This window comes from Nitrosospira multiformis, from assembly GCF_900111585.1.
Classification (GTDB): domain Bacteria; phylum Pseudomonadota; class Gammaproteobacteria; order Burkholderiales; family Nitrosomonadaceae; genus Nitrosospira; species Nitrosospira multiformis_B.
In genome coordinates this window covers 458234-479571 of the sequence record NZ_FOHI01000002.1, presented here as the reverse complement: position 1 = coordinate 479571, position 21338 = coordinate 458234, and the positions used below count along the sequence as shown (strand labels likewise).

26 protein-coding genes, 1 tRNA gene and 1 riboswitch are annotated in these 21338 nt (G+C 54.7%); of the genes, 13 read left to right on the top strand and 14 right to left on the bottom strand.

The features are described from left to right. Positions 1-316: 316 nt before the first annotated feature. From ychF to BMW46_RS05185, 8 genes are all read right to left on the bottom strand, one after another. The gene (gene ychF, locus BMW46_RS05220) at positions 317-1420 is read right to left on the bottom strand and encodes a redox-regulated ATPase YchF (RefSeq protein ID WP_074705537.1); all 1104 of its coding nucleotides are present in this window, start codon (positions 1418-1420) and stop codon (positions 317-319) included. A gap of 225 nt (positions 1421-1645) precedes the next feature. Further along, entirely contained in the window at positions 1646-2221 is a 576-nt protein-coding gene (gene pth / locus BMW46_RS05215; RefSeq protein ID WP_074705535.1) for an aminoacyl-tRNA hydrolase, read from the bottom strand. A gap of 307 nt (positions 2222-2528) precedes the next feature. Continuing rightward, positions 2529-3215: a 50S ribosomal protein L25/general stress protein Ctc gene (locus BMW46_RS05210; RefSeq protein WP_074705532.1), complete on the bottom strand. Its 687-nt coding sequence runs from the start codon at positions 3213-3215 to the stop codon at positions 2529-2531. Between the two features lie 152 nt (positions 3216-3367). Further along, complete coding sequence (locus tag BMW46_RS05205; RefSeq protein ID WP_074705530.1) at positions 3368-4318, bottom strand: ribose-phosphate pyrophosphokinase; 951 nt, start codon at positions 4316-4318, stop codon at positions 3368-3370. 106 nt (positions 4319-4424) lie between these two features. Continuing rightward, positions 4425-4499 (bottom strand) — tRNA-Gln (locus BMW46_RS05200). Between the two features lies 1 nt (position 4500). Then, the gene (gene ispE, locus BMW46_RS05195; RefSeq protein WP_074705527.1) at positions 4501-5385 is read right to left on the bottom strand and encodes a 4-(cytidine 5'-diphospho)-2-C-methyl-D-erythritol kinase; all 885 of its coding nucleotides are present in this window, start codon (positions 5383-5385) and stop codon (positions 4501-4503) included. Then, positions 5360-6085, bottom strand: coding sequence for a lipoprotein insertase outer membrane protein LolB (gene lolB / locus BMW46_RS05190; protein WP_081355679.1), 726 nt, complete (start codon positions 6083-6085; stop codon positions 5360-5362). The genes ispE and lolB overlap by 26 nt, the downstream gene beginning before the upstream one ends. A gap of 18 nt (positions 6086-6103) precedes the next feature. Beyond that, entirely contained in the window at positions 6104-7825 is a 1722-nt protein-coding gene (locus BMW46_RS05185; RefSeq protein WP_074705524.1) for a tetratricopeptide repeat protein, read from the bottom strand. A 226-nt stretch (positions 7826-8051) separates the two neighbouring features. On the opposite strand from BMW46_RS05185, the gene BMW46_RS05180 reads away from it, so the two are divergent. The 7 genes from BMW46_RS05180 (at position 8052) to BMW46_RS05150 (ending at position 13615) form a co-directional block, all read left to right on the top strand. Then, positions 8052-8795 (top strand): ABC transporter ATP-binding protein, encoded by a 744-nt coding sequence (locus BMW46_RS05180; RefSeq protein ID WP_074705522.1) that lies wholly within the window; start codon positions 8052-8054, stop codon positions 8793-8795. Further along, the gene (locus BMW46_RS05175) at positions 8792-9526 is read left to right on the top strand and encodes an ABC transporter permease (protein ID WP_074705519.1); all 735 of its coding nucleotides are present in this window, start codon (positions 8792-8794) and stop codon (positions 9524-9526) included. Before BMW46_RS05180 ends, BMW46_RS05175 begins: the two co-directional genes overlap by 4 nt. A gap of 29 nt (positions 9527-9555) precedes the next feature. Beyond that, positions 9556-10881: a GldG family protein gene (locus tag BMW46_RS05170; protein ID WP_371113494.1), complete on the top strand. Its 1326-nt coding sequence runs from the start codon at positions 9556-9558 to the stop codon at positions 10879-10881. 139 nt (positions 10882-11020) lie between these two features. Continuing rightward, positions 11021-11839 (top strand): bifunctional DNA-formamidopyrimidine glycosylase/DNA-(apurinic or apyrimidinic site) lyase, encoded by an 819-nt coding sequence (mutM, locus tag BMW46_RS05165; protein ID WP_074705514.1) that lies wholly within the window; start codon positions 11021-11023, stop codon positions 11837-11839. A 14-nt stretch (positions 11840-11853) separates the two neighbouring features. Continuing rightward, a complete protein-coding gene (proC, locus tag BMW46_RS05160; protein ID WP_074705511.1) occupies positions 11854-12669 on the top strand; it encodes a pyrroline-5-carboxylate reductase in 816 nt (271 codons plus the stop codon). Positions 12670-12722: 53 nt separating this feature from the next. Next, entirely contained in the window at positions 12723-13295 is a 573-nt protein-coding gene (locus BMW46_RS05155) for a YggT family protein (RefSeq protein WP_074705509.1), read from the top strand. 8 nt (positions 13296-13303) lie between these two features. Continuing rightward, on the top strand, positions 13304-13615 hold the full coding sequence (locus BMW46_RS05150; RefSeq protein WP_074705745.1) for a DUF167 domain-containing protein: 312 nt from the start codon (positions 13304-13306) through the stop codon (positions 13613-13615). Positions 13616-13691: 76 nt separating this feature from the next. On the opposite strand, the gene BMW46_RS05145 is transcribed toward BMW46_RS05150, so the two are convergent. Further along, complete coding sequence (locus BMW46_RS05145) at positions 13692-14921, bottom strand: hypothetical protein (RefSeq protein ID WP_074705507.1); 1230 nt, start codon at positions 14919-14921, stop codon at positions 13692-13694. 41 nt (positions 14922-14962) lie between these two features. Next, complete coding sequence (locus BMW46_RS05140; RefSeq protein WP_074705744.1) at positions 14963-15544, bottom strand: TMEM165/GDT1 family protein; 582 nt, start codon at positions 15542-15544, stop codon at positions 14963-14965. 8 nt (positions 15545-15552) lie between these two features. Further along, a riboswitch (yybP-ykoY riboswitch) is annotated at positions 15553-15723 on the bottom strand. A 180-nt stretch (positions 15724-15903) separates the two neighbouring features. Between BMW46_RS05140 and BMW46_RS05135 the strand changes: the two genes are divergently transcribed. From BMW46_RS05135 to BMW46_RS15755, 6 genes are all read left to right on the top strand, one after another. Then, a complete protein-coding gene (locus tag BMW46_RS05135; RefSeq protein WP_074705505.1) occupies positions 15904-16095 on the top strand; it encodes a hypothetical protein in 192 nt (63 codons plus the stop codon). A gap of 44 nt (positions 16096-16139) precedes the next feature. Next, positions 16140-17111, top strand: a complete 972-nt coding sequence (locus tag BMW46_RS05130; protein WP_074705502.1) for a CorA family divalent cation transporter — start codon at positions 16140-16142, stop codon at positions 17109-17111. A 177-nt stretch (positions 17112-17288) separates the two neighbouring features. Beyond that, a complete protein-coding gene (locus BMW46_RS05125) occupies positions 17289-17753 on the top strand; it encodes a cupredoxin domain-containing protein (protein ID WP_074705500.1) in 465 nt (154 codons plus the stop codon). Continuing rightward, positions 17750-18223 (top strand): DUF411 domain-containing protein, encoded by a 474-nt coding sequence (locus BMW46_RS05120; protein ID WP_074705497.1) that lies wholly within the window; start codon positions 17750-17752, stop codon positions 18221-18223. Before BMW46_RS05125 ends, BMW46_RS05120 begins: the two co-directional genes overlap by 4 nt. Then, positions 18220-18936: a c-type cytochrome gene (locus BMW46_RS05115; protein WP_256376958.1), complete on the top strand. Its 717-nt coding sequence runs from the start codon at positions 18220-18222 to the stop codon at positions 18934-18936. The genes BMW46_RS05120 and BMW46_RS05115 overlap by 4 nt, the downstream gene beginning before the upstream one ends. A gap of 52 nt (positions 18937-18988) precedes the next feature. Continuing rightward, a complete protein-coding gene (locus tag BMW46_RS15755; protein WP_256376957.1) occupies positions 18989-19114 on the top strand; it encodes a hypothetical protein in 126 nt (41 codons plus the stop codon). Between the two features lie 156 nt (positions 19115-19270). Here BMW46_RS15755 and rplS read toward each other — a convergent pair whose 3' ends face one another. The 4 genes from rplS to rpsP are packed head-to-tail and all read right to left on the bottom strand — an operon-like array spanning position 19271 to position 21298. Next, entirely contained in the window at positions 19271-19678 is a 408-nt protein-coding gene (gene rplS, locus BMW46_RS05110) for a 50S ribosomal protein L19 (RefSeq protein WP_074705495.1), read from the bottom strand. A gap of 54 nt (positions 19679-19732) precedes the next feature. After that, positions 19733-20503, bottom strand: coding sequence for a tRNA (guanosine(37)-N1)-methyltransferase TrmD (trmD, locus tag BMW46_RS05105; RefSeq protein ID WP_074705493.1), 771 nt, complete (start codon positions 20501-20503; stop codon positions 19733-19735). Between the two features lie 2 nt (positions 20504-20505). After that, positions 20506-21012 (bottom strand): ribosome maturation factor RimM, encoded by a 507-nt coding sequence (gene rimM, locus BMW46_RS05100; protein ID WP_074705491.1) that lies wholly within the window; start codon positions 21010-21012, stop codon positions 20506-20508. A 22-nt stretch (positions 21013-21034) separates the two neighbouring features. Then, positions 21035-21298: a 30S ribosomal protein S16 gene (rpsP, locus tag BMW46_RS05095; RefSeq protein WP_074705489.1), complete on the bottom strand. Its 264-nt coding sequence runs from the start codon at positions 21296-21298 to the stop codon at positions 21035-21037. Positions 21299-21338: the final 40 nt, after the last annotated feature.

Sequence of the window (21338 nt, the reverse complement as noted above, 5' to 3'; positions counted from 1 at the left end):
TGCGTCGTCTGGCGCCGGGAGAACGCCGTAATGCTTGAAGTTGACGCGAACCTTGTTGAGTTCTAGTAACTTGGCATGGCTTGGTAACGGTATTTACTCATTCTGTATCGTTGTAATGTTCGCTGTAAAACCCGCATTCTCTTTCCATGGGAGACTGTGCTCCTTTATCAACGCCCAAATATACAATTCGCAAGCGTCTTGAAGCATGGAGATTGCAATTCCGCACGAGACTGCGTCTTTACGCTCTGTATACGTGCCAGCTTCGATATATAGTCGCTTTGCGAGAAGTAACTGGGATAGCATGGGTTAATTCAGGTTAGACGTTGAACCTGAAATGCATCACGTCCCCATCCTTGACAACATACTCCTTGCCTTCCAGCCGCATCTTGCCTGCTTCCTTGGCGCCCTGCTCGCCTTTGCAGATAACGAAGTCGTCATAGCTGATGACCTCGGCGCGAATAAAGCCCTTTTCGAAATCGGTATGGATGACAGCAGCCGCCTGGGGCGCAGTATCCCCTTTTGATATAGTCCAGGCGCGCACCTCTTTCACCCCGGCAGTAAAGTAGGTCTGTAGCCCGAGCAATTGATAGGCAGCGCGCACCAGACGATTGAGTCCCGGTTCTTCCAGATTCATGTCGGCGAGAAAAACCTGTTTGTCCTCATCTGGCATCTCGGCAATTTCAGATTCGAGGGCAGCACAGATGGCAACCACGGGTGCGCCCTCGCCTGCCGCATATTCTTCCACCCGTGCCAATAGCGGATTATCGGTGAATCCTTTTTCGTCCACATTCGCTACATAAATGGCGGGTTTGGCGGTGAGCAGGCATAGCGGTTTGAGTAGGTCCTGTTGTTCCTTATCAAGTCCTTCAGCCAGTCCAAGGCTTCTGACCGGCTTACCCTGGTCGAGGTGTTCTCTTACCCTTTCCAGCAACGCCACGAACTTGACCGCTTCCTTATCTCCGGATCTGGCGAGCTTGGTTTCCCGTTGCACCACCTTTTCGACGGTTGCCAGATCGGCGAGTGCCAGTTCAGTCTGAATGGTTTCGATATCCGAGATGGGATCGACCTTGCCGGAGACGTGCACCACGTTGTCATTCTTGAAGCAGCGCACCATATTGATGATGCCGTCGGTTTCACGGATGGTGGCAAGAAACTTGTTGCCGAGCCCCTCTCCCTTCGAAGCCCCCGCGACAAGACCGGCAATATCGACAAATTCAACCACTGCGGACTGCACCTTTTGCGGCTTGACGATCGCAGCAAGTTCAGTCAGCCGAGAGTCGGGAACTTCGACGATGCCGACATTCGGTTCGATAGTGCAGAAGGGATAGTTCTCGGCAGCTATGCCGGCCTTGGTGAGGGCATTGAAGAGGGTGGATTTTCCGACGTTGGGCAAGCCAACAATACCGCATTTCAGGCTCATGGTTTGATTTGGTTACTCGTTTTAAGACGGGCTGTAATGGTTAAAGGGGTATGAGAGTTGTTCCATCATTCCCGGGCAGCAGGCTAAATCCCCGTTTTTTGATCGTCCTCCCTGACAGGTCTTTCCGAACGCCATTCAACCCTTCGACCGGTTCAGGGTGAATGAGGGAGAAGATAGAATCAAGAGGAACGAAACTGTTCCTGACCTCATGTCCGCTTTGAAATATCAGCTTTGCTTCTGGGTATGCAGCTTCATCATTGCCGCCTGATAATTGCCTTCTGCGATGAGGGGCCAGACTTCCAGGCTGTCGTTTATGGCCGTATCGATCAGCGACGCTTCTTCCTTGCGCGGAGGCTGCAATACGTAATTCACGACGGCATGCTTTTCTCCCGGATGGCCGATACCGATCCGCAAGCGCCAGAACTCCCTGGTGCCGAGTTGCGCGACAATGTCTTTCAAACCGTTGTGCCCGCCCAGTCCTCCGTCGAGCTTCAGCCTGGAGACGCCCGGGGGCAAATCCAGTTCGTCGTGCACTACGAGCATCTGTTCAGGCTGAATCCGGTAGAAACGGCACAATGCAGCCACTGCCCTTCCACTGGCGTTCATGTAGGTCTGGGGATTGAGCAACCAGGATTCCGACTCGCCCCGCCCGATACGCGCGCACAAGCCGTGAAACTTGGTATCAACCTTCAGCGTGACGCCCAATTGGTCCGCCAGGCGGGCTACCCACCAAGCGCCGGCATTATGGCGTGTGGCCGCATATTCCCTACCCGGATTGCCAAGACCGACGATGAGCTTCACGAATGTAACCCGAATCCTCAAAATGAAAAGCCCGCGAAGCCAGAATGACTCCGACGGGCTGAAAAACCATTGCGATACGACTTGCGGATGTCTGCGAACTCAGTGAGGTGCTCGAGGCCCGCTCCGGGGTCGCACCTTCCTGCGGAAGGCACTGCTCCGCCCTCCGTAAGCGCCCCACCTGCTCTAAACAACAAAAATGGTAGCAGGCCACATTTAGGGTTACAACTGCCGCTTGGGGCGCTTTTAGCCCCGCTCCGGGTCGCACCTTCCTTCGGAAGGCAACCGCTCCACCTCCGCGGGGCTACCCCTATTTTTTCTTTCCTGCGTCTTTTTTCTCGCCTTCCTTGGCGACGCCTTCTTTCTTCTGTACGGAGGTGGGTATGTCTCCCGCTGCCACACCCCCGGCCGCTTCCTCAGCCGCTACCGCACGTGGAATGGCGATAGTCGCCACAGGCAGGTCTTCACCTTTCATCAGTGCCGGAATCTCAACCCCTTCAGGCAACTGCAGGTTGCTCAGATGTATGGTATTGCCGGCTGCAAGTTCACCCACATCGACGGAAATGAATTCAGGCAAATCTTTTGGCAGGCAGGAAACATCCAGTTCGGTAAGCACGTGGCTTACCAGGCCGCCCGCCAGCTTCACCCCTGGGGCAATATCTTCGTTGATGAAGTGCAAGGGCACTTTCATATGGATTTTCTTGTTCGAAGCGACGCGCTGAAAGTCGATATGCAGCACCTGGGGCTTGAAGGGGTGCATCTGTATATCCCGCAGCAGCACCTTTTCTTTCTGCCCCTCCACACTCATCGTCAGGATGGAGGCATGAAAGGCTTCCAGTTTGAGCTGGTGATAAAGGTTGTTGTGATCGAGCTCGATCGGCTGCGCCGGGTTTTCTCCACCATAGATGATTCCCGGTACCTTGCCGGAACCCCGCAGGCGGCGGCTCGCACCTTTGCCCTGCAATTCGCGCTTATCGGCGCTGATTTCAATTTGCATCTACTTTCTCCAGAATGTGGATCATCCGCGACCAGATGAATCCGATTAATAAACTTGTATATTGCGCTATCTATTCAAATCATCAGGCTATTCTCAATCAGCCTTGCTTCCCGGTTTTGCTTCTTCACCACATGCAAAGCTTGGAGTTCGCGTTACTCCATGAAAAGCGAACTCACGGAATCTTCGTTACTGATCCTGAGCATCGTTTCCGCGAGCAGACTTGCCACGCTCAGCTGCTCTATGCGGGCACATGCCCTGGCATCCTCCCGCAGCGGAATGGTGTCGGTGACAACGAGCTTGTCCAGTGCGGAACTCTCGATCCGCTCCACAGCACTGCCCGACAGCACCGGATGCGTGCAATAAGCCAGCACACGTTCCGCTCCCTGCTCCTTGAGCGCACGCGCCGCTTCGCACAGGGTATTGGCGGTATCCACCATGTCGTCCATGATCACACACGTGCGCCCGTCCACCTCGCCGATGATGTTCATCACCTTTGCTATATTCGCTTTGGGACGCCGCTTGTCTATGATGGCAAGGTCACACTCGAGCCGTTTGGCCATCTGGCGCGCGCGCACTACTCCACCGACATCAGGAGAAACCACCACCAGGTTCTTGAAATCATTTTTCCAGAGATCGCCCAGCAGGATAGGCATGCTGTAGATGTTATCCACGGGTATGTCAAAAAACCCCTGGATCTGATCCGAATGCAGATCCATCGTCAGCAATCGGTCTATGCCCACACTGGTCAGCATATTTGCCACTACCTTGGCCGTGATGGGTACCCGCACCGAGCGCGGGCGCCGGTCCTGGCGAGCATACCCGAAATAAGGCATCGCGGCGGTGATACGCGACGCGGAGGCGCGCTTGAGCGCATCCACCAGCACCAGTAATTCCATCAGCGTATCGTTGGTGGGCATGCAGGTGGATTGCAGGACGAATACATCCTTGCCGCGGACATTCTCGAGGATTTCCACCATTACTTCGCCATCGCTGAAACGGCCAACCGTGGCACGGCCGATGCGAAGATTGAGATGCCGCACGACATCCTGCGCCAGCTTGGGATTGGCGTTGCCCGTGAAAACCATCAAGCTATCGTAGGCCATGAGGAAACCTAAAAGTCCGAAAACGCGGAACCGGCAGATGGGGAATTCATGGAAGCGAACAGGAACTGGCAGCAGACCAGCCTGGACGAATCATGGAGTTGAAAACTGGCTGGGGAGGTAGGGATCGAACCTACGAATGCCGGAATCAAAATCCGGTGCCTTACCACTTGGCGACTCCCCAATTATTGTTCTGCAAAATCATGCAAGGGATGGCGATCAAGTCCCTGCGCCACAAAACCCTTCATACCGTATGGAACCTTCCCCAGCGCCGTTCTGGCCCCGAATTCGGTCGCAAACTCGGCAAAAACGCACGCGCCTGAACCCGTCATGGCGGCCATCCTTGCACCTTCGAGCTGCCGCAGCCACTCGAGGTGGCGTGCTACCTCGGGGTATGAAGCACATACCACCGGCTCGAGATCATTATGCCCTTGCTCGGTGGAAAAGGGCGGTATTTTGATCGGAATCGTGTTTCGTGTCAATTCCTTACTCGAAAAAACCTGTGCCGTTGAGACATGCACAGGCGGTGTGAGTATCAGGTACCATGCCGGGGGTAGCGCAATCGGCAGGAGTTTTTCGCCGATGCCTTCGGCAAAGGCATTTTCACCGAAAACAAATACGGGAACGTCCGCCCCCAGCTCCGGGGCCAGTTTCAAAAACTGATTCCGGCGCCAGCCCAGCTTCCACAAGCGGTTGAGCGCCAGCAATGTCGTGGCTGCATCCGAACTGCCGCCTCCCAGGCCGCCGCCCATCGGAATGCGTTTTTCCAGAAAAATGTCCACTCCCCAGAGAGCGCCGCTTTCCCGTTGCAACAGCTTTGCCGCGCGCACGCACAAATCCTGCTCTTCCGGCACGCCTGGAGTGGGGGTATGCAGCTTGATCACACCGTCCGCGCGCAGTCCGAAATGGAGCTGGTCGGCGAAATCCACCAGGCGGAAAACGGTTTGCAGAAGATGGTACCCATCCTCCCTGCGTCCCACCACATGCAGGAACAGATTGAGTTTGGCAGGGGCAGGACATGTCAGTTCCACCTGCGAATCCGCTTCAGTCGTTGACAGTATTCCATTCATCTATTACCAGCCTTATCCGCAAACCGTTACGGTTAAGTGTCAGCAGTCTGGCACGCTCAGCCTCTGACTGTGGAGTTTCAGCAGCTACCACCGGCGAGTAGCCTGAATAGGCGATCTCCCATCCGTCCTGACGGATGGCTGCCACGCGGCCCATGATATCAAGGTCGATTTCGGACGGTGTGTCCGGCGAATTCGTGCCTTGCACCCAGTACTGCAAACCGGAGAGCGGCAAGCGCCAGCCCAATACCCGTTCTGTGAGTTCTTCCACATTATCGGCGTAATAATGTTCCTGCTCGGCAGTTATGAGAGACACACCATCGGCTGAGCGCGCAATTTGTCCGACAGCCTGACCTATGGGGGAGAGAAGGAGAATTTGATCGCCGTCCTGCACGTGGCGCCACTGAACTCCACCGGAAAAACCGTCTCTGCCTTCTTTCACCGATACCCTGCCAATCAGCCGGAAGCCCGTGCTTTTCGCTTCCAGCGCGCCGGGTTCCATGATAACGGTGCTGGCTACATTCTTTTCTTCTGGAGCAAGGGTTGCACAACCTGAAAAAAAAGCAGGCGCCAGAAAAACAAGATGCCACGAGCGAAAGGAGCAAAAGGAGCGAAAGGAGAACAGGGGGAATCTTCCGAAATTTTTCAACTTCGGACAAACCGGGGTCACAGAGCGAACAGGCTGCGAATCAGCGCAGGACATCCTCTATCCCGCCTCACGCTACTTCATGAACTTCTTCATCACGCCAATCAACGCTTCGTTGCCGGGGTGATTCTTGAGCGCCGTCTGCCAAATCTCTTTCGCTTCGTCCTTCATTCCCTGCACCCACAACACTTCCCCCAGGTGAGCAGCGATTTCCGGATCGGGATTCATTGCAAATGCCTGTCGCAGGTAGCTTAATCCCTGGTTGATATCCCCCATGCGATAGTGCACCCATCCCAGGCTGTCGATGATGTAGGGATCGATAGGAGAAAGCTTGATCGCTTTCTCGATCAATTCCAGGGCCTCCGGCAGGCGCCGGCTGGAGTGCTCGGCAATACCGTAACCCAGGGCGTTGTAGGCGTGGGCATGGTCGGGCCTCAGCTGGATCAGTTTGCGCAGATCCTGCTCCATGATATCCGCCTTGCCTATTTTCTCCGCAGCCAGGGCGCGGTCATAAAGCAGCTCGGGGGAATCGGGAAGTTTTTCAAGACTGCTGCTCAGGAGCTGAAAAGCTTTCTTGTAAGCGCCCGACTCGCGCAACAATTGCGCCTCGGCGATGATCACCTGCGCACGCTGCTGGTCATTGGCCACTGGCAGTTGCTGCAAGTGCTGGAGACCCTCCTTCATTCTGCCCGTTCTGCTCAACAGAATGGCATATTTGATCTGTGCCGGAATAAATTGGGTTCCCTCCGTAACCGAACGGTACCAATTCAACGCCTGGGGAATCTGCTGTTTTTTTTCACTGATCCCGCCGAGATAAAAGCGCACCATTCCCGGGTCCCGATAACCCAGTTCCAGCGCTCTTTTGAAATTCGATTCGGCTACATCGTAGTTCTGCAGCTCCAGGGATAACAGGCCGACGGCAATGGCAACATCCGGGTTATCCGGATTTTCTGTCAGCAATTTCTGGAACTGCTCGCGGGCTTTGCTATAATCTCTTTCAGCCAGCAGCAGGCGTGCATAGGTGATGCGTGTATCGTTGGCTTTGGGATAGCGCTTGAGATAATCGTCGAAAAATTCGATTGCGCGGGCGTTGGATTCGCGCGATAGAATACGTCCTTCGTAAATTGCTGCCATCTCCCACTCCGGCCGCAGTGCCAGCGCTTTTTTCATCTCTTCCAGAGCGATGTCGAAACGCTCGGCAAACCACGCTGCCTGGGACTCGGCAAAATGCGCTTCCGGCAGATCGGGATAAGGTTGCGCGAGTTGCTTTACCAATTCGAAGATTGCATTCTTGTTGGGACTGCGCACCAGCAGGCTGTTCAGTTGCATGAAAGCATCATCGATCTTGTCTCCTGCAACCGCCAGCAATTTTTCCAGATGGGGACGGGCCTCATCCAATCTGTCAAAATGCACCAGCAATGCAGCCATCATCTGACGGGCTGGGATCGATTCCGGATCGAGTTCTGTCCAGATTTTTGCCGCTTCGAGGGCGAATGCCGGCTGGCGCGCCTGAAGCGCGGCTTCCGTGGCGCGCTGGGCTACCCGCGGATCCTGAGTGTTTTTTGCAAGCTTGAGATAAGTACGAAGACCGATCTCCGTGTCGCCCCGCTGCAGCGCTGTCTCCGCCAGCAGAAAATCGAACAGCATGGAGGGGGTCAAATCCTGATTGGGTACTTTTGACTGCTCTGACTCCTTCTTCTCTGCCGGTTTTTCCGCCGTAAGAGGAGTCTTGGCAGGAAGATGTGAACAGGCGGCAAGAAAGAGCAGCGGTAATGCGCCGGGAACTTTAAGACTCATGCGGAGATCCGGAAGATTCGAAAAAGAGGCTGCAAATGGATGGGCTTTCCTTCAGTACAGCCCACATATTAGGTATATTTTACGCTTATCACAAGTAGACACCTGAGCCGTAACATCTGCTCGCAAGGATTTACCGGAGGTCGCCGCTCCACAATTGCGCACTGCGTTACACTGAAATGAAAAAAGAACTTCGATTCATCCACCAACCTGAATCATTGATCTTGTCATGTCTGCAAAAACAGAACAGAAAACCGTTTCAGCGCATGGTCTGAGCCGTTATTTTGGCGCTCGCACTGCCGTCGACCAGGTCAGCCTGGAACTGCGGCAAGGGGAAGTGCTTGGTCTCCTCGGACCCAATGGCGCAGGCAAGACGACGATTATGCGTCTCCTCACCGGGAATCTTGCTCCCAGCACCGGCAAGGTCGAAATCTGCGGCATGGATCTGCAGAAGCAAACACTCGGAGCGAAAGCATGTATCGGCTATCTGCCTGAGGTACCCCCCCTCTACCGGGAGCTAACGATAGATGAGTATTTACGACTTGCCATGAGATTGCGCCGTCTCGCCCGCTCGAAAACAGACGATGCAATCAGGAGGGCTGTGGAACGTTGCGGACTGGATAATGTGCGCCGACGGCTGATCGGTTCTCTGTCAAAAGGCTACCAGCAGCGCGCAGGTATCGCCCAGGCCATCATTCACGATCCGGCAGTCATCATTCTCGACGAACCGACCTCGGGACTGGATCCCAACCAGATGCGCGACGTCCGGTCACTCATCCGTGAACTTGGCGCAGTGAGAAGTGTGATTTTTTCAACACACGTTTTATCGGAGGTTGAGAGCGTGTGCGATCGTGTGCAGATCATCAACCACGGACGACAAGTGTTCGAGGGTTCGGTGGATATGATGAAGCTGGAAGGAACCCGGCTTGAAGAGATATTCACGCAATCCACCCTGGAGAAAATTGAAACTTGATTACGGTCATTGCCCGAAAGGAGTTGGGAGTATTGTTCGGGTCCCCTTTGGCATGGGTAATACTTGCGCTGGCGCAACTGGTATTCGCCTGGTTTTACCTGGCAAATCTTGAAGGCTTCCTGCAGGTTCAACCGCAGCTGATAAGAATTGCCCACCCGCCAGGAGCAACCGAAGCAATTGCGGCTCCGTTATTCTCCATAGGCGCAGTCGTGCTGCTGATGATAACGCCGCTTTTGACCTCCCGTCTCATTGCTGAGGAGCGCCGCAATCACACTTTACCTTTCCTGATTTCCGCACCTGTTTCAATGACGGAAATTGTCCTGGGAAAGTTTCTCGGTCTGATGATTTTTCTGTCGGCCATCATCGCCCTGATTGTCGCATTGGCGGTTTCCCTGCTTGCGGGTGGCACACTGGATTTCGGCTTGTTGCTGAGCAACGTTGCCGGCCTGTGGCTTCTCTCAGCTTGTTTCGTTGCGCTCGGATTATATATCTCCTGCCTCAGCACCCAACCTGCCATCGCGGGAGCAGCAGCGCTCTGCATACTTTTCGCACTATGGATCATGGATAACGCTGAAAGCGGAGAAAACGGCATAATCCGCAGTTTGTCCCCGTTCGCTCATTTTGAAAATTTCAACCGGGGAATGATCGATACATTCGACCTCGCTTATTTTGCTCTTTTCATTTTCTTTTTTCTGGCCTTATCCGTTCGCTGGCTGAAACTGTACAGGTAGGTATGCGTCTCAACAGGAAAAAACTGCGCTTGCGCTGGACACAAAGCGCAACATTTTTGATATCGCTCATACTGCTGGTAGCATTGCCCGGTTATCTGGCCTGGGAGAATCGCGTTCAGTGGGATGTCACCCAGAACGAACGCAACAGCCTGAGCCCGACCAGCCTGGAGGTGCTAAAGCAAATGGAAGGCCCCCTGCTGGGGAGCGTCTACATATCCCCTCAGGATGCTCAACTTGGCAATGTATCCAAAATCATCCGTGACTTTCTGACACCTTATCAGCATGCCAAGCCTGATTTCGCTGTCACCTTCATCGACCCCTCCGAGCACCCCGATCTGGCACAGGAGGCAGGTGTCGAGGGCAACGGCGAAATGATCGTCGAATATAACGGCAGAGTGGAACGGCTGACTACATTCAATGAGCATACGCTGATCAACTTGCTGATGCGCTTGATGCGCACCGGCAGCAGGCCCGTAGTAACGCTCAGCGGCCATGGCGAACGCAGGCTGGATGGTATTGGCAATCGCGACCTTGGGGAATTTGGACAGCAATTGACGGCAAAAGGCTTCAGGATTCAACCGCTCAATCTGGTCACCACTCCTGAAGTGCCCGCCGATACGAGCTTGCTCGTCATTGCTTCGCCTCAGGCCGATCTGTCCGAGGGCGAAGTCGATCGAATACTCGCGTATATCGAGCGCGGCGGCAACCTTTTATGGCTGCTGGACCAGCAACCTTTGCACGGATTGCAGCCACTGGCGGAAAAACTTGAATTGACTCTGACGCCCGGCGTGGTGATCGACCCTCAGGCGGGACAGTTGAAAGCCCCCGTTACTTTTTCTGTAGGCACAACCTACGGCGAACACCCCATCACCCGCAACTTTGACTACCTAACGGTATTTCCTTTTGCACGCCAGATCACAATCAACGAAAACGATGCGTGGCACAGCCTCTCGCTGGTGGAGGCCGGAGAAAACGGATGGGTGGAAACAGGCGATCTGAAGGCCGGCATCGCATTCGATGCGATGTATGACGTATCCGGTCCGGTCAGTATCGCGGCTGTGTTGAGCCGCACGGTCAATGATCAGGAGCAGCGGGTCGCCGTTATCGGAAGCGGGTATTTTCTCGCCAACGCTTACCTCGGCTACGGCAGGAATCTTGATTTTGGCGTCAATCTCGTCAACTGGCTTGCCGGCGATGAAGACCTCATCGCTATCCAGCCACGAACGACCATCGACAACAGCTTGACCTTGAAGGAATCAACACTGACGATAATAGCCTGGGGATTCCTTATCGTGATGCCGCTGATTTTCCTGGGGAGCGGGATGATGATATGGTGGCGGCGTAAAAGAAGATAAAGAATGCTTCTCGCTGCTTTTCGCTCAGGATACGGGGCAATCGATCAGTCCGGTGAATCCGGAATCCTGGCCAACGTTTCCCTTACCTTGACCATACCCGACGACCCCTTTATCTCAACATTCCATCCCGACATTCGAATTGCCCGAACTGCCTGAAGTCGAAGTTGTCCGTCGCGGCATCGCCTCTGGACTCGAGGGGCGCAAGATCGCCGGCTTGACGATACGAAACCCGAATCTACGCTGGCCAGTGCCGGACCTTGAGCGAACGCTTCGCGGTCTGGAAATCAGAATGGTAACGCGTCGCGGAAAATACCTCTTGCTCGACTGTGGCGCGGGTGCGTTGATCCTGCACCTCGGCATGTCCGGCAGCTTGAGATTGCTGCCCCTTGCAGCTAATATCGCTCCGCAGAAGCACGATCATATCGATCTACTCCTGGATAGCGGCATGGTTCTCCGTTTTCGGGATCCCCGCCGTTTTGGAGCTGTGCTGTGGACAGCGGGAAATCCCGCCGACCACCCCTTACTGTCTCACTTGGGACCCGAACCTCTTACCGAAGCATTCGATGGCAAGCTGCTGTTCAGAAAAACCCGAAACCGTAGCGCCAGCATTAAAGAGGTATTGATGAACAGCCGCATTGTCGTCGGCGTCGGAAACATTTATGCAAACGAAGCGCTCTTTCTTGCCGGTATTCATCCCGCCATCGCTGCCGGCCGGATTGGAGCGAGGAGATGCGCGGGATTGGCGCAGGCAATCAAGGAAACCCTCGGGCGCGCAATAGAAGCAGGCGGCAGCACCCTGCGCGATTTCGTTGGCAGCGATGGCAACCCCGGATATTTCCAGCAGCAGTATTGGGTTTATGGCCGGACCGGGCAGCCTTGCCGGAAATGTGGTACAAATATCGAACAGATCAGGCAGGGGCAGCGTTCGAGTTTTTATTGCCCCCGTTGCCAGAAATAAATTCACTGGGATACATGAATATTACATTCATTGGTGGCGGCAACATGGCTTGCGCTTTGATTGGCGGGCTGCTGCAACAGGATTATTCACCGGCACAGATACGGGTGGCGGAGATCAACGCTGAAACACGCGAGAAACTCCGGCATGAGTTTGGCGTGGAGACGGTCGCGGAACTTGCGCGGGGCATGATCGACGATAGAGAGATAATCGTGCTCGCGGTAAAGCCGCAGCAGCTCTCCATCGTGGCGCGCGGGCTCGCGCCGCTGCTCGAACAGAACCTTGTCATCTCGATCGCCGCCGGTATTCGGGCAAATGCCCTTTCACATTGGCTCGGCGGCTATATTCGCATCGTGCGCGCCATGCCCAATACGCCTGCCCTGGTTGGCTCCGGCGTCACCGGGCTCTATGCAATGGCGGGCGTGAACGCTGACGAGAAACGTGAGGCGGAGGCCATACTCCGCGCGGTCGGCACTGTGCTATGGGTTGAAAGCGAGGAACTGCTGGATGCAGTGACTGCCACCTCGGGCAGCGGTCCTGCTTATGTATTTTACTTCATAGAGGCCATGCAAAAGGCAGGACAGGAACTGGGGTTGGATGCGGACCAGACGCGCAAACTGAGCATTGAAACCTTTCTTGGAGCCGCCAGGCTCGCGAGTGAGAGCATGGATGAGGCAAGTGTTCTGCGTGCGCGGGTCACATCGCCCGGCGGCACGACGGAACGCGCGATAAGGTCGCTGGAAAATGATGGTGTCAAAAACGGAATCATCCGGGCAATCCGTGTCGCATATCAGCGGTCACGCGAGATGGGCGACGAACTCGGCCGGACATGACAGAATAGAGAATAACCCATGCGCAAGTGGCGCAGTAAACGGATAATACTTTCATGATCAGTCAGATGCTCATATTTCTGCTCGATACCCTGCTGGGATTGTTTTCCTTGGCGCTGCTGCTGCGCTTTTATATGCAACTGGTGCGCGCGCCGTACGGAAACCCGCTCTCGTCATTTTTGATTGCAATAACCGATTTTCTGGTCAAGCCCGCAAGGCGCGTCATTCCCGGTTATCGCGGCATGGATCTTTCAACGCTTTTGCTGGCATGGATTGCTCAAGTCATGTTGCTGGGGAGCGTGTTAATGCTGAAGGGTGACGACTTCAGCTCCACGATGGGTACTGCCGCGGGCGGACTGGCGCTCCTGGGGTTGGTGGAAATCATCAAGACGACGCTTTACATCATCATGGTGGCGATCATCATCCAGGCTGTGCTTTCGTGGATTAATCCCTACAATTCGCTGGCCCCGCTGCTCGACAGCTTTACCCGGCCGTTCCTAGGCGTTATCCGCGAGCACATTCCTCCCATCGGAAATATCGATCTCTCGCCGCTGTTCGTACTGATCGTCATTCAGTTGCTTCTTTTTGTAACTGCGGGAATGGAGCGGGAAGTCAGTCGCTTGTTCTGACCGTGGAAATGGCCTCAAGCGACGAATGGTATCGCAGCGATGATACCGGGAAACGCCTGATTCTCACTCTGCACATACAGCCCGGTGCAAGGCGTACTGAAGTCGTCGGCCCGCACGGCGATGCCCTGAAAATCAAACTTGCCGCCCCGCCGGTAGAAGGTGCAGCGAATGTTGCTTTGCTCGCGTTTCTCGCTGGGGTTTTTGGAGTGTCTCAGCGTCAGGTAATACTCAGGCAAGGAGCCAGATCGCGACGCAAAATCGTTGAAATCGATGGGACGGCCTGTGGAGCCGATAAGCTATTGAAGCAAACTGCCAGTTGATACTTCGGCTATCCACAATTGTTGCAAGCTCCCCGATTCGAGCATTTCATGGGCATGCACTTTCAAAAAGCTGCCGTTATTTTGCGATCGTGATGCTTGGCACTCCCGAACGCGGCAAATCCGTAACCGTCATCTGGAACAGGAGATACAGCAGCTGGAAGGCGCTCCGGTTCCAGCGCGCCAGGGGTCCCCGGGTGTGTACCGAGTAATACTGATCATAGACGGGCACCCACAGATCGGCTTCCCGGGGAGCCGAGTCCGTCACCAACAGTTTCATGGTATCAACAGGATTTTCATCATCCTCGAGGGGCGGTGTACGGAGGTCTTTCTCCACATGATATTCCGGCTCGTCGCCTAGGGTGCGTCCGAGGAAATTGAGAATGGCATGGAAGCTGCGGAGACGAAAAGTCCCTTTCATGGACCACTCTCCCCCGAAATGATCTGGGCGAATATCGAAAGCGACATCATTGGGACTCCATTCACGCGCCTCATTGCTCAAGCGCTTGCGCTCCTCCGGTGAGAGGATGTTGGGATCATAATTGGTGATGAGAATAGGCCCTGCTGCCTGCTTGACCAGGATGTAGGTGTTTTCCCGCGCGTCATAGCGTATGGAAAACTCTTTCTGCAGAGCCTGAAAACCTTCTGCCGTCACCGAGCCGGCGGGAATGGTCCAGGTCTGCTCCAGAATCAAAGGCTCCGCGTGGAGATGGTTATTATCCTGTATGGCGGACAAATGCAGCACCGCGCGCCTGAACATGCCGTAGCCGGGCGAATCAAAGGGGCGGTTGCGATAGGAGACCTGCCGCCCTTCGTTATCATTAACGCGCACTTCCTGGGCCATCAGCCGCAACAGGAGATCGATGTCGAAACGCTGACGGAGCAAAAGCGTGAGTTTGTTTTCCTGAAATGGGGTGAGCAGACGCCGGGTAAACTCCTCTCCCTCTACCGGAACAATGGTGATCGTGGGATTTTCGGCCACGCTTCCCCCAAACACAGGCATCAGTATGCCGCCAGCATTTCCCGTCAACGCTGGGGTGGCGCCGGCACTGACACGGAAATCGAATGTTGCTGCAACGTTCGATACGCCGGTGAAGTGTACCGGCTGATTATGATAAGCACGCGCTATATTCACCAGCAGTTGCCTGGAGGCGGCACCGGTAGTCGCGTCGTCATAGGCGTCGACGGCACGATTGAGTGCAATGGGGGATGCGCAACCGCCCAGCAGAAATAGGGGCATGAGCAGGAGCAGGAGCAGGCATGAGGGCTGCCGCAAGATGCCCGCATGTCCGGTAGGGAAAAAGGTCATTCGTCTTGTTCTCTTTTTTGCCGGATTATTTCCGGAATCTTTCAAAGCACCAGATTTTTGCTCGCCTCAAGCAGGACTGCGCTACCGATAAGGGCAAACACGGCTGCTGCAATTCCACGCACGAGGCGCGCTGGAATCCGGTTCGCCAGGCGTTCGCCCAGATAGACTGCCGGAACGTTCGCGATCATCATCCCGAGCGTGGTCCCTGCAACCACCGCGGAAAACATCTGATACTGCGCTGCCAGGGCCGCAGTTGCAACCTGCGTCTTGTCGCCCATTTCTGCAAGGAAAAAAGCCAGGAGCGTCGCGCTGAAAACACCGGCGCCGTCGCCCCCGGTTCCAGACTGCGCTTCATCGAACTGATCAGGAATGAGCGTCCAGATCGCCATGCCGACAAATAGCAGGCCCAGTATCCAGTTCAGGGTGTCGGGGCCAAGTTGCGCGATGATCCATGAACCGATTGCGGCAGCGAAGGCATGGTTCAACAGGGTAGCGACGAGTATACCGAGCACGATGGGAACCGGCTGGCGAAATTTTGCCGCGAGGATAAAGGCGAGAAGCTGCGTTTTGTCGCCAATCTCTGCGAGTGCGACAACGCCAGCCGAAACAAGGAAAGCTTCCACGTTCTTACGCTCCAGGCCGGACAAGAATCGAGACCACGCTTCTCCCCGGCCTTCCGGAGACAATGTGGTCAAAGGTCTTGCCAGGCACGGAACTGCTTGCACCACGACCGGACGGGTCAAGTATGTTGATGCAAGCCCTTCGATTCGACGGAAGGAGGCTACTCCCCGATGACGGGAATATTCTACTTGCCGAATAAAACCTTGTCCATGTCAAGCCGATGCTCATGTGCAGGTAACGGCTCTACCGGAAACTCACCGTGATTCTGCTAATCTGGATTTATATCGTGCATGAACCAGGTTTGCCGAAGAAAGGCATTTTGCATTAAATATTTACCAATGAGATGGACGAGGAGTGCTCCATGTTCAGAAAGAATCTCCCACCGCGTGACAACAGGAGTCTCGAGAACGAGGTCATCCTGGCCGTGATCGCGCTGTACCTGTTGCTCGCACTCGTTATGACCGTCGTGCACTACATACAGCCGTCGGAGCAGACAGCAGCCACATCCTCCATGTCGCCCTCCCATCGGGAAAAAGCCGAAGCAAAAAAATAAACTGAAATTCGGGCGGTACCACACCATAACAAGGAGGGTTCATCATGATTCGCAGTGTTGTGAGGGATAATCACTCACTCTGCATCATTCACGGCCTGCCGCGGCGGGAGGGCGACGAGCATGTTGTCTGGCTGGAGATCAATGCGCCGATGCCCGAGGACATTGTGTGTCTGAAGCAGCGCTTCGGCATCGACACCACACCGCAGGCAGGCAGCGTCTTCGATGATGGAACCTTCATGTACATGCGCGCCAAACTCCTCCGTCTGGGCAGCAACGGGACGCCGAGCTTTGGTGATGTAACTTTCATGCTGGGCGAGCAACTGGTGGCGATTCTCTGCCAGGACCCCGATTTTCACCCGTTCGACACGGCATTGCAGCGCATGAATCGCAAGCCGAATCATTCCCGGAATCCGAAATCGGTACTTCGACTATTGTTGCAGGTGGCCAATGACAGCGCGGATACGGTAATAGATCGTCTCGCGGATGAACTGGAGCGAAGCGCAGAAGAGATTTCCGAAATATCGGATGGATACAATGCGCAGGGCAGGGAACTGGGTGTGCCTGATCTGATAGAAACCATGCAAGACCTGAATGAAAAGGAAGATATTATTTCGCGCTGCCTGGAAGCCCAGTTGTCGCTGGCGCGCACCGTGCGCTACTTGAGTGGCGAGATCGACAACGTGGCCGAGGCAGAGCTGCAGGTATTGACCACGGAACTGGCCGAAGACGTGGCCGGCGTAAAGGAACATGCCTACTTCGAGCACGAGAAAGTGCGGTATCTGCAGAATGCGGTCACGAATATTCTCAACATCAAGCAGAACCAGATCGTCAAGGTCTTCACCATCATCACCGCAGTCTTCCTGCCGCCCACGCTGGTGGGCACCTTTTACGGCATGAACTTCGCCGTAATGCCGGAACTCGCGTGGGAATACGGATTCATCTATTCGATGGGGCTGACGGTATCGGCTGCGCTGCTGCCACTTATATACATAAAACGCAAGGGATGGTTGCGGTGAGATTGCGACCCTATGCAAAGCGGAGACAACAGGATGCTTCGCGGAACTCCAAAACCGCGTTTTCAGTCTATCGCGGCAAGTAGACATTTCTTTGCTATATTGGACTTGCAAGAAGAATAAAAAAACGATTGCTTGAAGAGGGCTAAGCGGGACCTCGCATAGAAAGGAGAAAATCTCATGAAGAAGTTTCTGATCGCATCTGCTTTAAGCCTCGGCCTGGTTTCGATCGACGCCCTTGCTCAGGAGGACACGGAAGCCCTAGGAAAGCCGGGTGACCCCAGTGAGGTTTCCCGGATCGTTGAAATAACTGCGGTGGATAACCGCTTCAAACCTGACGCGATCAATGTGAAACAAGGTGAAACCATAAAATTTCTAATCACGAACCTGGGCAAGAAAAAGCACGAGATGATGATCGGCACTGCGGAAGAAATTGACAAGCATGGTAAAATGCTGAAAAAACACCCTGACCATGCGCATCCGGACGAGCCGGATATGGTCTCGGTCGAGCCGGGTAAGACCGGGGCGCTGGTGTGGCATTTCACGGAAGCAGGCACAGTAAATTTTGCCTGCCCGCTGCCCGGCCACTTCAAAGGTATGAATTTCCCAGGTATGAAAGGCACAATCACAGTAGGAGCGAAATGAAAATATCGAGACATGCAGTATTAGCTGGAATCATGTTTGCTGCCTTTGCGGGCGGCGCTTATGCTTCCGCCACGGTTGACGTTTATAAAAGTTCCACCTGCAAGTGCTGCGCGAAGTGGGTCGATCATATGCGTGCCAATGGGTTTACCGTAAACACCCATGATGTAGGCAACAAGGAGGCCCGTGAGCAGGCAGGTATCGCCCCTGCACTCGGTTCATGTCACACCGCGCTGGTCGACGGCTATGCAATTGAAGGACACGTGCCTGCACAAGATGTCAAACGACTTCTCAAGGAGCGTCCCCGCGCCATCGGCCTGGCTGCTCCCGGCATGCCGCATGGTTCCCCTGGAATGGAAGGCGAGCGTAACGATCCGTACGATGTACTTCTGATTAACAAAAAGGGGGAGACATCGATTTACAGCCGTCATCTTCCCTCTGATCCGAAAACATCTGTGATGAGACTCAAATGAGGAGCCTCAGATCATGGAGCGATAGCGAGGTATGCGATAAGAAGCTCGCGGGTCCCGGCATTCCGGGCAATAGCCGTAGCGATAACCGGAAAAGTGACAGGCATGAGAGCCGGACAATCATGAATATGCGGGTATTGCTCCTGGCAAGCATGACGATTGGACTGATCGCGGGATGCGGCGAGCCGAAGCAGCTCGCCGCGCCATCCTCAACCACACCGCCTTCCGCCACGGAGACCGCGCCATCCGAGACGCCGCCCGCACTTTCCGCACCTCCTGCTGCCGGGTCCAGTACGGTTCCGGCTGAACCAACCCCACCTGCCGCTGCTCAGGTGGAGCAGCCTAAAAACCTCGCCGCACGCAAGCTGGCGCCGGAAAGAATCAAGCGCGGCGAAGAGATTTATAGAAAGAATTGTGCAAGTTGTCACGGACCGAACGGTGAAGCTACATCGGGTTGGCGTACCCCGGGACCGGATGGCCGGTATCCTCCGCCGCCATTGGATGGCAGCGCTCACGCCTGGCATCACTCAACGGAAACGTTGGAAAAAATGATTCAGGATGGCAGCGTGGATGGCGCCATGCCTGCCTGGAAGGAAAAACTGACAAACCAGCAGATCGGGGACGTGATCGTCTGGATCAAATCGCTCTGGCCCGATGAGGTTTATGATATCTGGCACAAGGAAATCGAAAACAAGCCACAGCCAAAGCAGAATTAAGCGCTGGGAGGCGAAAAGTGGGACTAGGGGTTAGGGCTGAAGCCTTAACCCCATGACATGGTCTGAATTTGATGGCCGAAATTCGCTGATTGCGGCACTCGAGCGTATCCTGTCTTGGCTGTCTCTTCTGTCTCTTACCTTCGCTACCTTTGCCGGGTTCTGGATCAATCCTGAATGACGAGGCGCCGAGTGACGAACGTGCCTAGCGCACAAGAGCATGAACGAGAGTAACCTCGTACAAGTCGTTCCGTGAGCACCTGTGGAGAAAGGAACCGTTGGAGATCTGCTCAGCGGTTCCTTGAAGCTTAAAGCCGGCTTAATACCGGCTTAATGTTTAAGCCTGCTCGGTCTTTTGCGTTCCGTTTTCAGCCTTCCTGGCTGAAGCGCGAGCCGGCAGTTTTTCGCGAATGCGAGCAGATTTGCCGGAACGATCGCGGAGATAATAAAGCTTGGCGCGACGCACTGCCCCCCGGCGTTTGATCTCTATGCTCGCAATCAGGGGAGAATATGTCTGAAAAGTCCTTTCCACTCCCTCCCCGCTGGATACCTTGCGCACGGTAAAGGCAGAATTGAGACCACGGTTACGCTTGGCAATGACGGTACCCTCGTACGCCTGAATGCGTTTTCGCTCCCCTTCCACCACCTTGACGTTGACGACAACCGTATCTCCAGGGGCAAAATCGGGAATTGTCTTGCCCAGGCGGCTGATTTCTTCGCTTTCAAGTTGCTCGATCAGATTCATTTCGTGACTCCTTGCCTTATATTCCTTGCGTTTCGGTAACTTCCAATTTGGCACTCAATTCGCTTCGTATGCGTGCTGGAATTCTTCCAACAATTTCCGCTCTTCCGCGGTGAGGCCTTTCTCCATTTTCAATGCCAGCAGGTCGGGCCGCCGCAACCATGTTCTTCCCAGGGACTGCTGTAGCCGCCAGCGTTCAATCCTGGCGTGATTTCCGGACAATAAGACCTCGGGCACTACGCTTCCCCGATAGACCTCCGGCCGGGTGTAGTGGGGAAAATCCAGCAAACCTGCTGTAAAGGAATCCTGATTCGCGGATTCCGGATCTCCCAATACGCCGGGCAACTGCCGCACCAGACAATCCATGAGCACCATCGACGCCAGTTCACCGCCGGATACGACATAATCCCCGATGGAAATCTCATAGTCCACCTGACGTTCGATCAGCCGCTCATCCACTCCTTCATAACGGCCTGCCAGCAGCACCAATGCGGATAATTCGCTCAATTCCGTCACCATGTTCTGGTTCAGGGGTCTTCCCTGAGGTGACAGATAAATTACTTTCGTGCTGCTGATACCACAGGCTCTTTGCCTTTCCCTGGCAGCAGTTATCGCTTTTTCCAGGGGCTCCGCCAGCATTACCATGCCAGGTCCGCCCCCGTAGGGCCGGTCGTCCACCCTGCGATAATTGTCCTCGGTAAATTCCCGCGGATTCCATGTATACAGGCGATAAATGGCATTTTCATTCGCCCGCCCGGTTACTCCGTACCTGGTTACAGCGTTGAACATTTCGGGGAACAGGGTGATAACGTCGAAATCGAACGTCATAATCAGTAGTCCAGCCCCCAATTCACCGTAATCCGACCCGCTGCCAGATCGACTTTAATGATCACCTGGTCAATGAAAGGTATCAGTCTTTCGGTTTCTCCCGGGTTTTGCACCTGAAGCACATCGTTCGCTCCGGTTTCCAGCAGTCCTGCCACCTTACCCAGCGCCTCACCCTGCAAGTTGATGACTGCAAGCCCGACGAGATCCGACCAGTAATAACCTTCCTCGCCGCTCTCCGGCAATGCCGGCAACAGCCTGCGAGGAATGGCGATCTTCAGTCCCTTCAGTCGCGCAGCCGCATCACGATCGGCACATCGTTCAAGTGAAGCCAGCAATACCTTCCCATGAACCCCGCCCTCGATCACTTTGAATTTGTGCCATTTGCCGCCCTCACTGCCCAGCCACCAGTCCGGGTAATCCAGCAAGCCATCCACATATTCAGTATAGGGAAAAACCTTGATCCAGCCTGCTACCGCATATGGACCGGCAACGCGGCCCATTATCACCATTGGTTCGGCGGATTGGCCTGGTTCAGCTTCCTGCGACTTCTTGCGTGGAACCAAACTGCTTGATCAGCTTTTTCACGGTATCTGACGGTTGCGCACCTTTTGATTGCCAATAGGTGACGCGATCCAGCTTGACGCGAAGCGATTCCTCACCCTCGGCTGCGCGCGGGTTATAAAAACCGACGCGCTCGATAAACTTGCCATCACGCGCATTGCGTGAATCTGCTACGACCATATTGAAAAACGGGCGTTTTTTTGCGCCGCCTCGCGCCAGTCGAATAATGACCATGTAAATTGCCTATGGAGGTCCAAAATCGAAAAGGGTGTGA

Coding starts and splice junctions, on each gene's coding strand:
- BMW46_RS05120 (WP_074705497.1), top strand. CDS start 17,750: ATGAAAATATCGAGACATGCAGTATTAGCTGGAATCATGTTTGCTGCC.
- rimM (WP_074705491.1), bottom strand. CDS start 21,012: ATGGTGATAATGGGCCGCGTTGCCGGTCCATATGCGGTAGCAGGCTGG.
- BMW46_RS15755 (WP_256376957.1), top strand. CDS start 18,989: ATGACATGGTCTGAATTTGATGGCCGAAATTCGCTGATTGCGGCACTC.
- BMW46_RS05135 (WP_074705505.1), top strand. CDS start 15,904: ATGTTCAGAAAGAATCTCCCACCGCGTGACAACAGGAGTCTCGAGAAC.
- BMW46_RS05150 (WP_074705745.1), top strand. CDS start 13,304: ATGGCCTCAAGCGACGAATGGTATCGCAGCGATGATACCGGGAAACGC.
- BMW46_RS05185 (WP_074705524.1), bottom strand. CDS start 7,825: ATGAGTCTTAAAGTTCCCGGCGCATTACCGCTGCTCTTTCTTGCCGCC.
- trmD (WP_074705493.1), bottom strand. CDS start 20,503: ATGACGTTCGATTTCGACGTTATCACCCTGTTCCCCGAAATGTTCAAC.
- lolB (WP_081355679.1), bottom strand. CDS start 6,085: ATGTCCTGCGCTGATTCGCAGCCTGTTCGCTCTGTGACCCCGGTTTGT.
- BMW46_RS05125 (WP_074705500.1), top strand. CDS start 17,289: ATGAAGAAGTTTCTGATCGCATCTGCTTTAAGCCTCGGCCTGGTTTCG.
- BMW46_RS05210 (WP_074705532.1), bottom strand. CDS start 3,215: ATGCAAATTGAAATCAGCGCCGATAAGCGCGAATTGCAGGGCAAAGGT.
- BMW46_RS05115 (WP_256376958.1), top strand. CDS start 18,220: ATGAGGAGCCTCAGATCATGGAGCGATAGCGAGGTATGCGATAAGAAG.
- rplS (WP_074705495.1), bottom strand. CDS start 19,678: ATGAATCTGATCGAGCAACTTGAAAGCGAAGAAATCAGCCGCCTGGGC.
- ychF (WP_074705537.1), bottom strand. CDS start 1,420: ATGAGCCTGAAATGCGGTATTGTTGGCTTGCCCAACGTCGGAAAATCC.
- BMW46_RS05205 (WP_074705530.1), bottom strand. CDS start 4,318: ATGGCCTACGATAGCTTGATGGTTTTCACGGGCAACGCCAATCCCAAG.
- BMW46_RS05155 (WP_074705509.1), top strand. CDS start 12,723: ATGATCAGTCAGATGCTCATATTTCTGCTCGATACCCTGCTGGGATTG.
- BMW46_RS05180 (WP_074705522.1), top strand. CDS start 8,052: ATGTCTGCAAAAACAGAACAGAAAACCGTTTCAGCGCATGGTCTGAGC.
- BMW46_RS05130 (WP_074705502.1), top strand. CDS start 16,140: ATGATTCGCAGTGTTGTGAGGGATAATCACTCACTCTGCATCATTCAC.
- proC (WP_074705511.1), top strand. CDS start 11,854: ATGAATATTACATTCATTGGTGGCGGCAACATGGCTTGCGCTTTGATT.
- rpsP (WP_074705489.1), bottom strand. CDS start 21,298: ATGGTCATTATTCGACTGGCGCGAGGCGGCGCAAAAAAACGCCCGTTT.
- ispE (WP_074705527.1), bottom strand. CDS start 5,385: ATGAATGGAATACTGTCAACGACTGAAGCGGATTCGCAGGTGGAACTG.
- BMW46_RS05145 (WP_074705507.1), bottom strand. CDS start 14,921: ATGACCTTTTTCCCTACCGGACATGCGGGCATCTTGCGGCAGCCCTCA.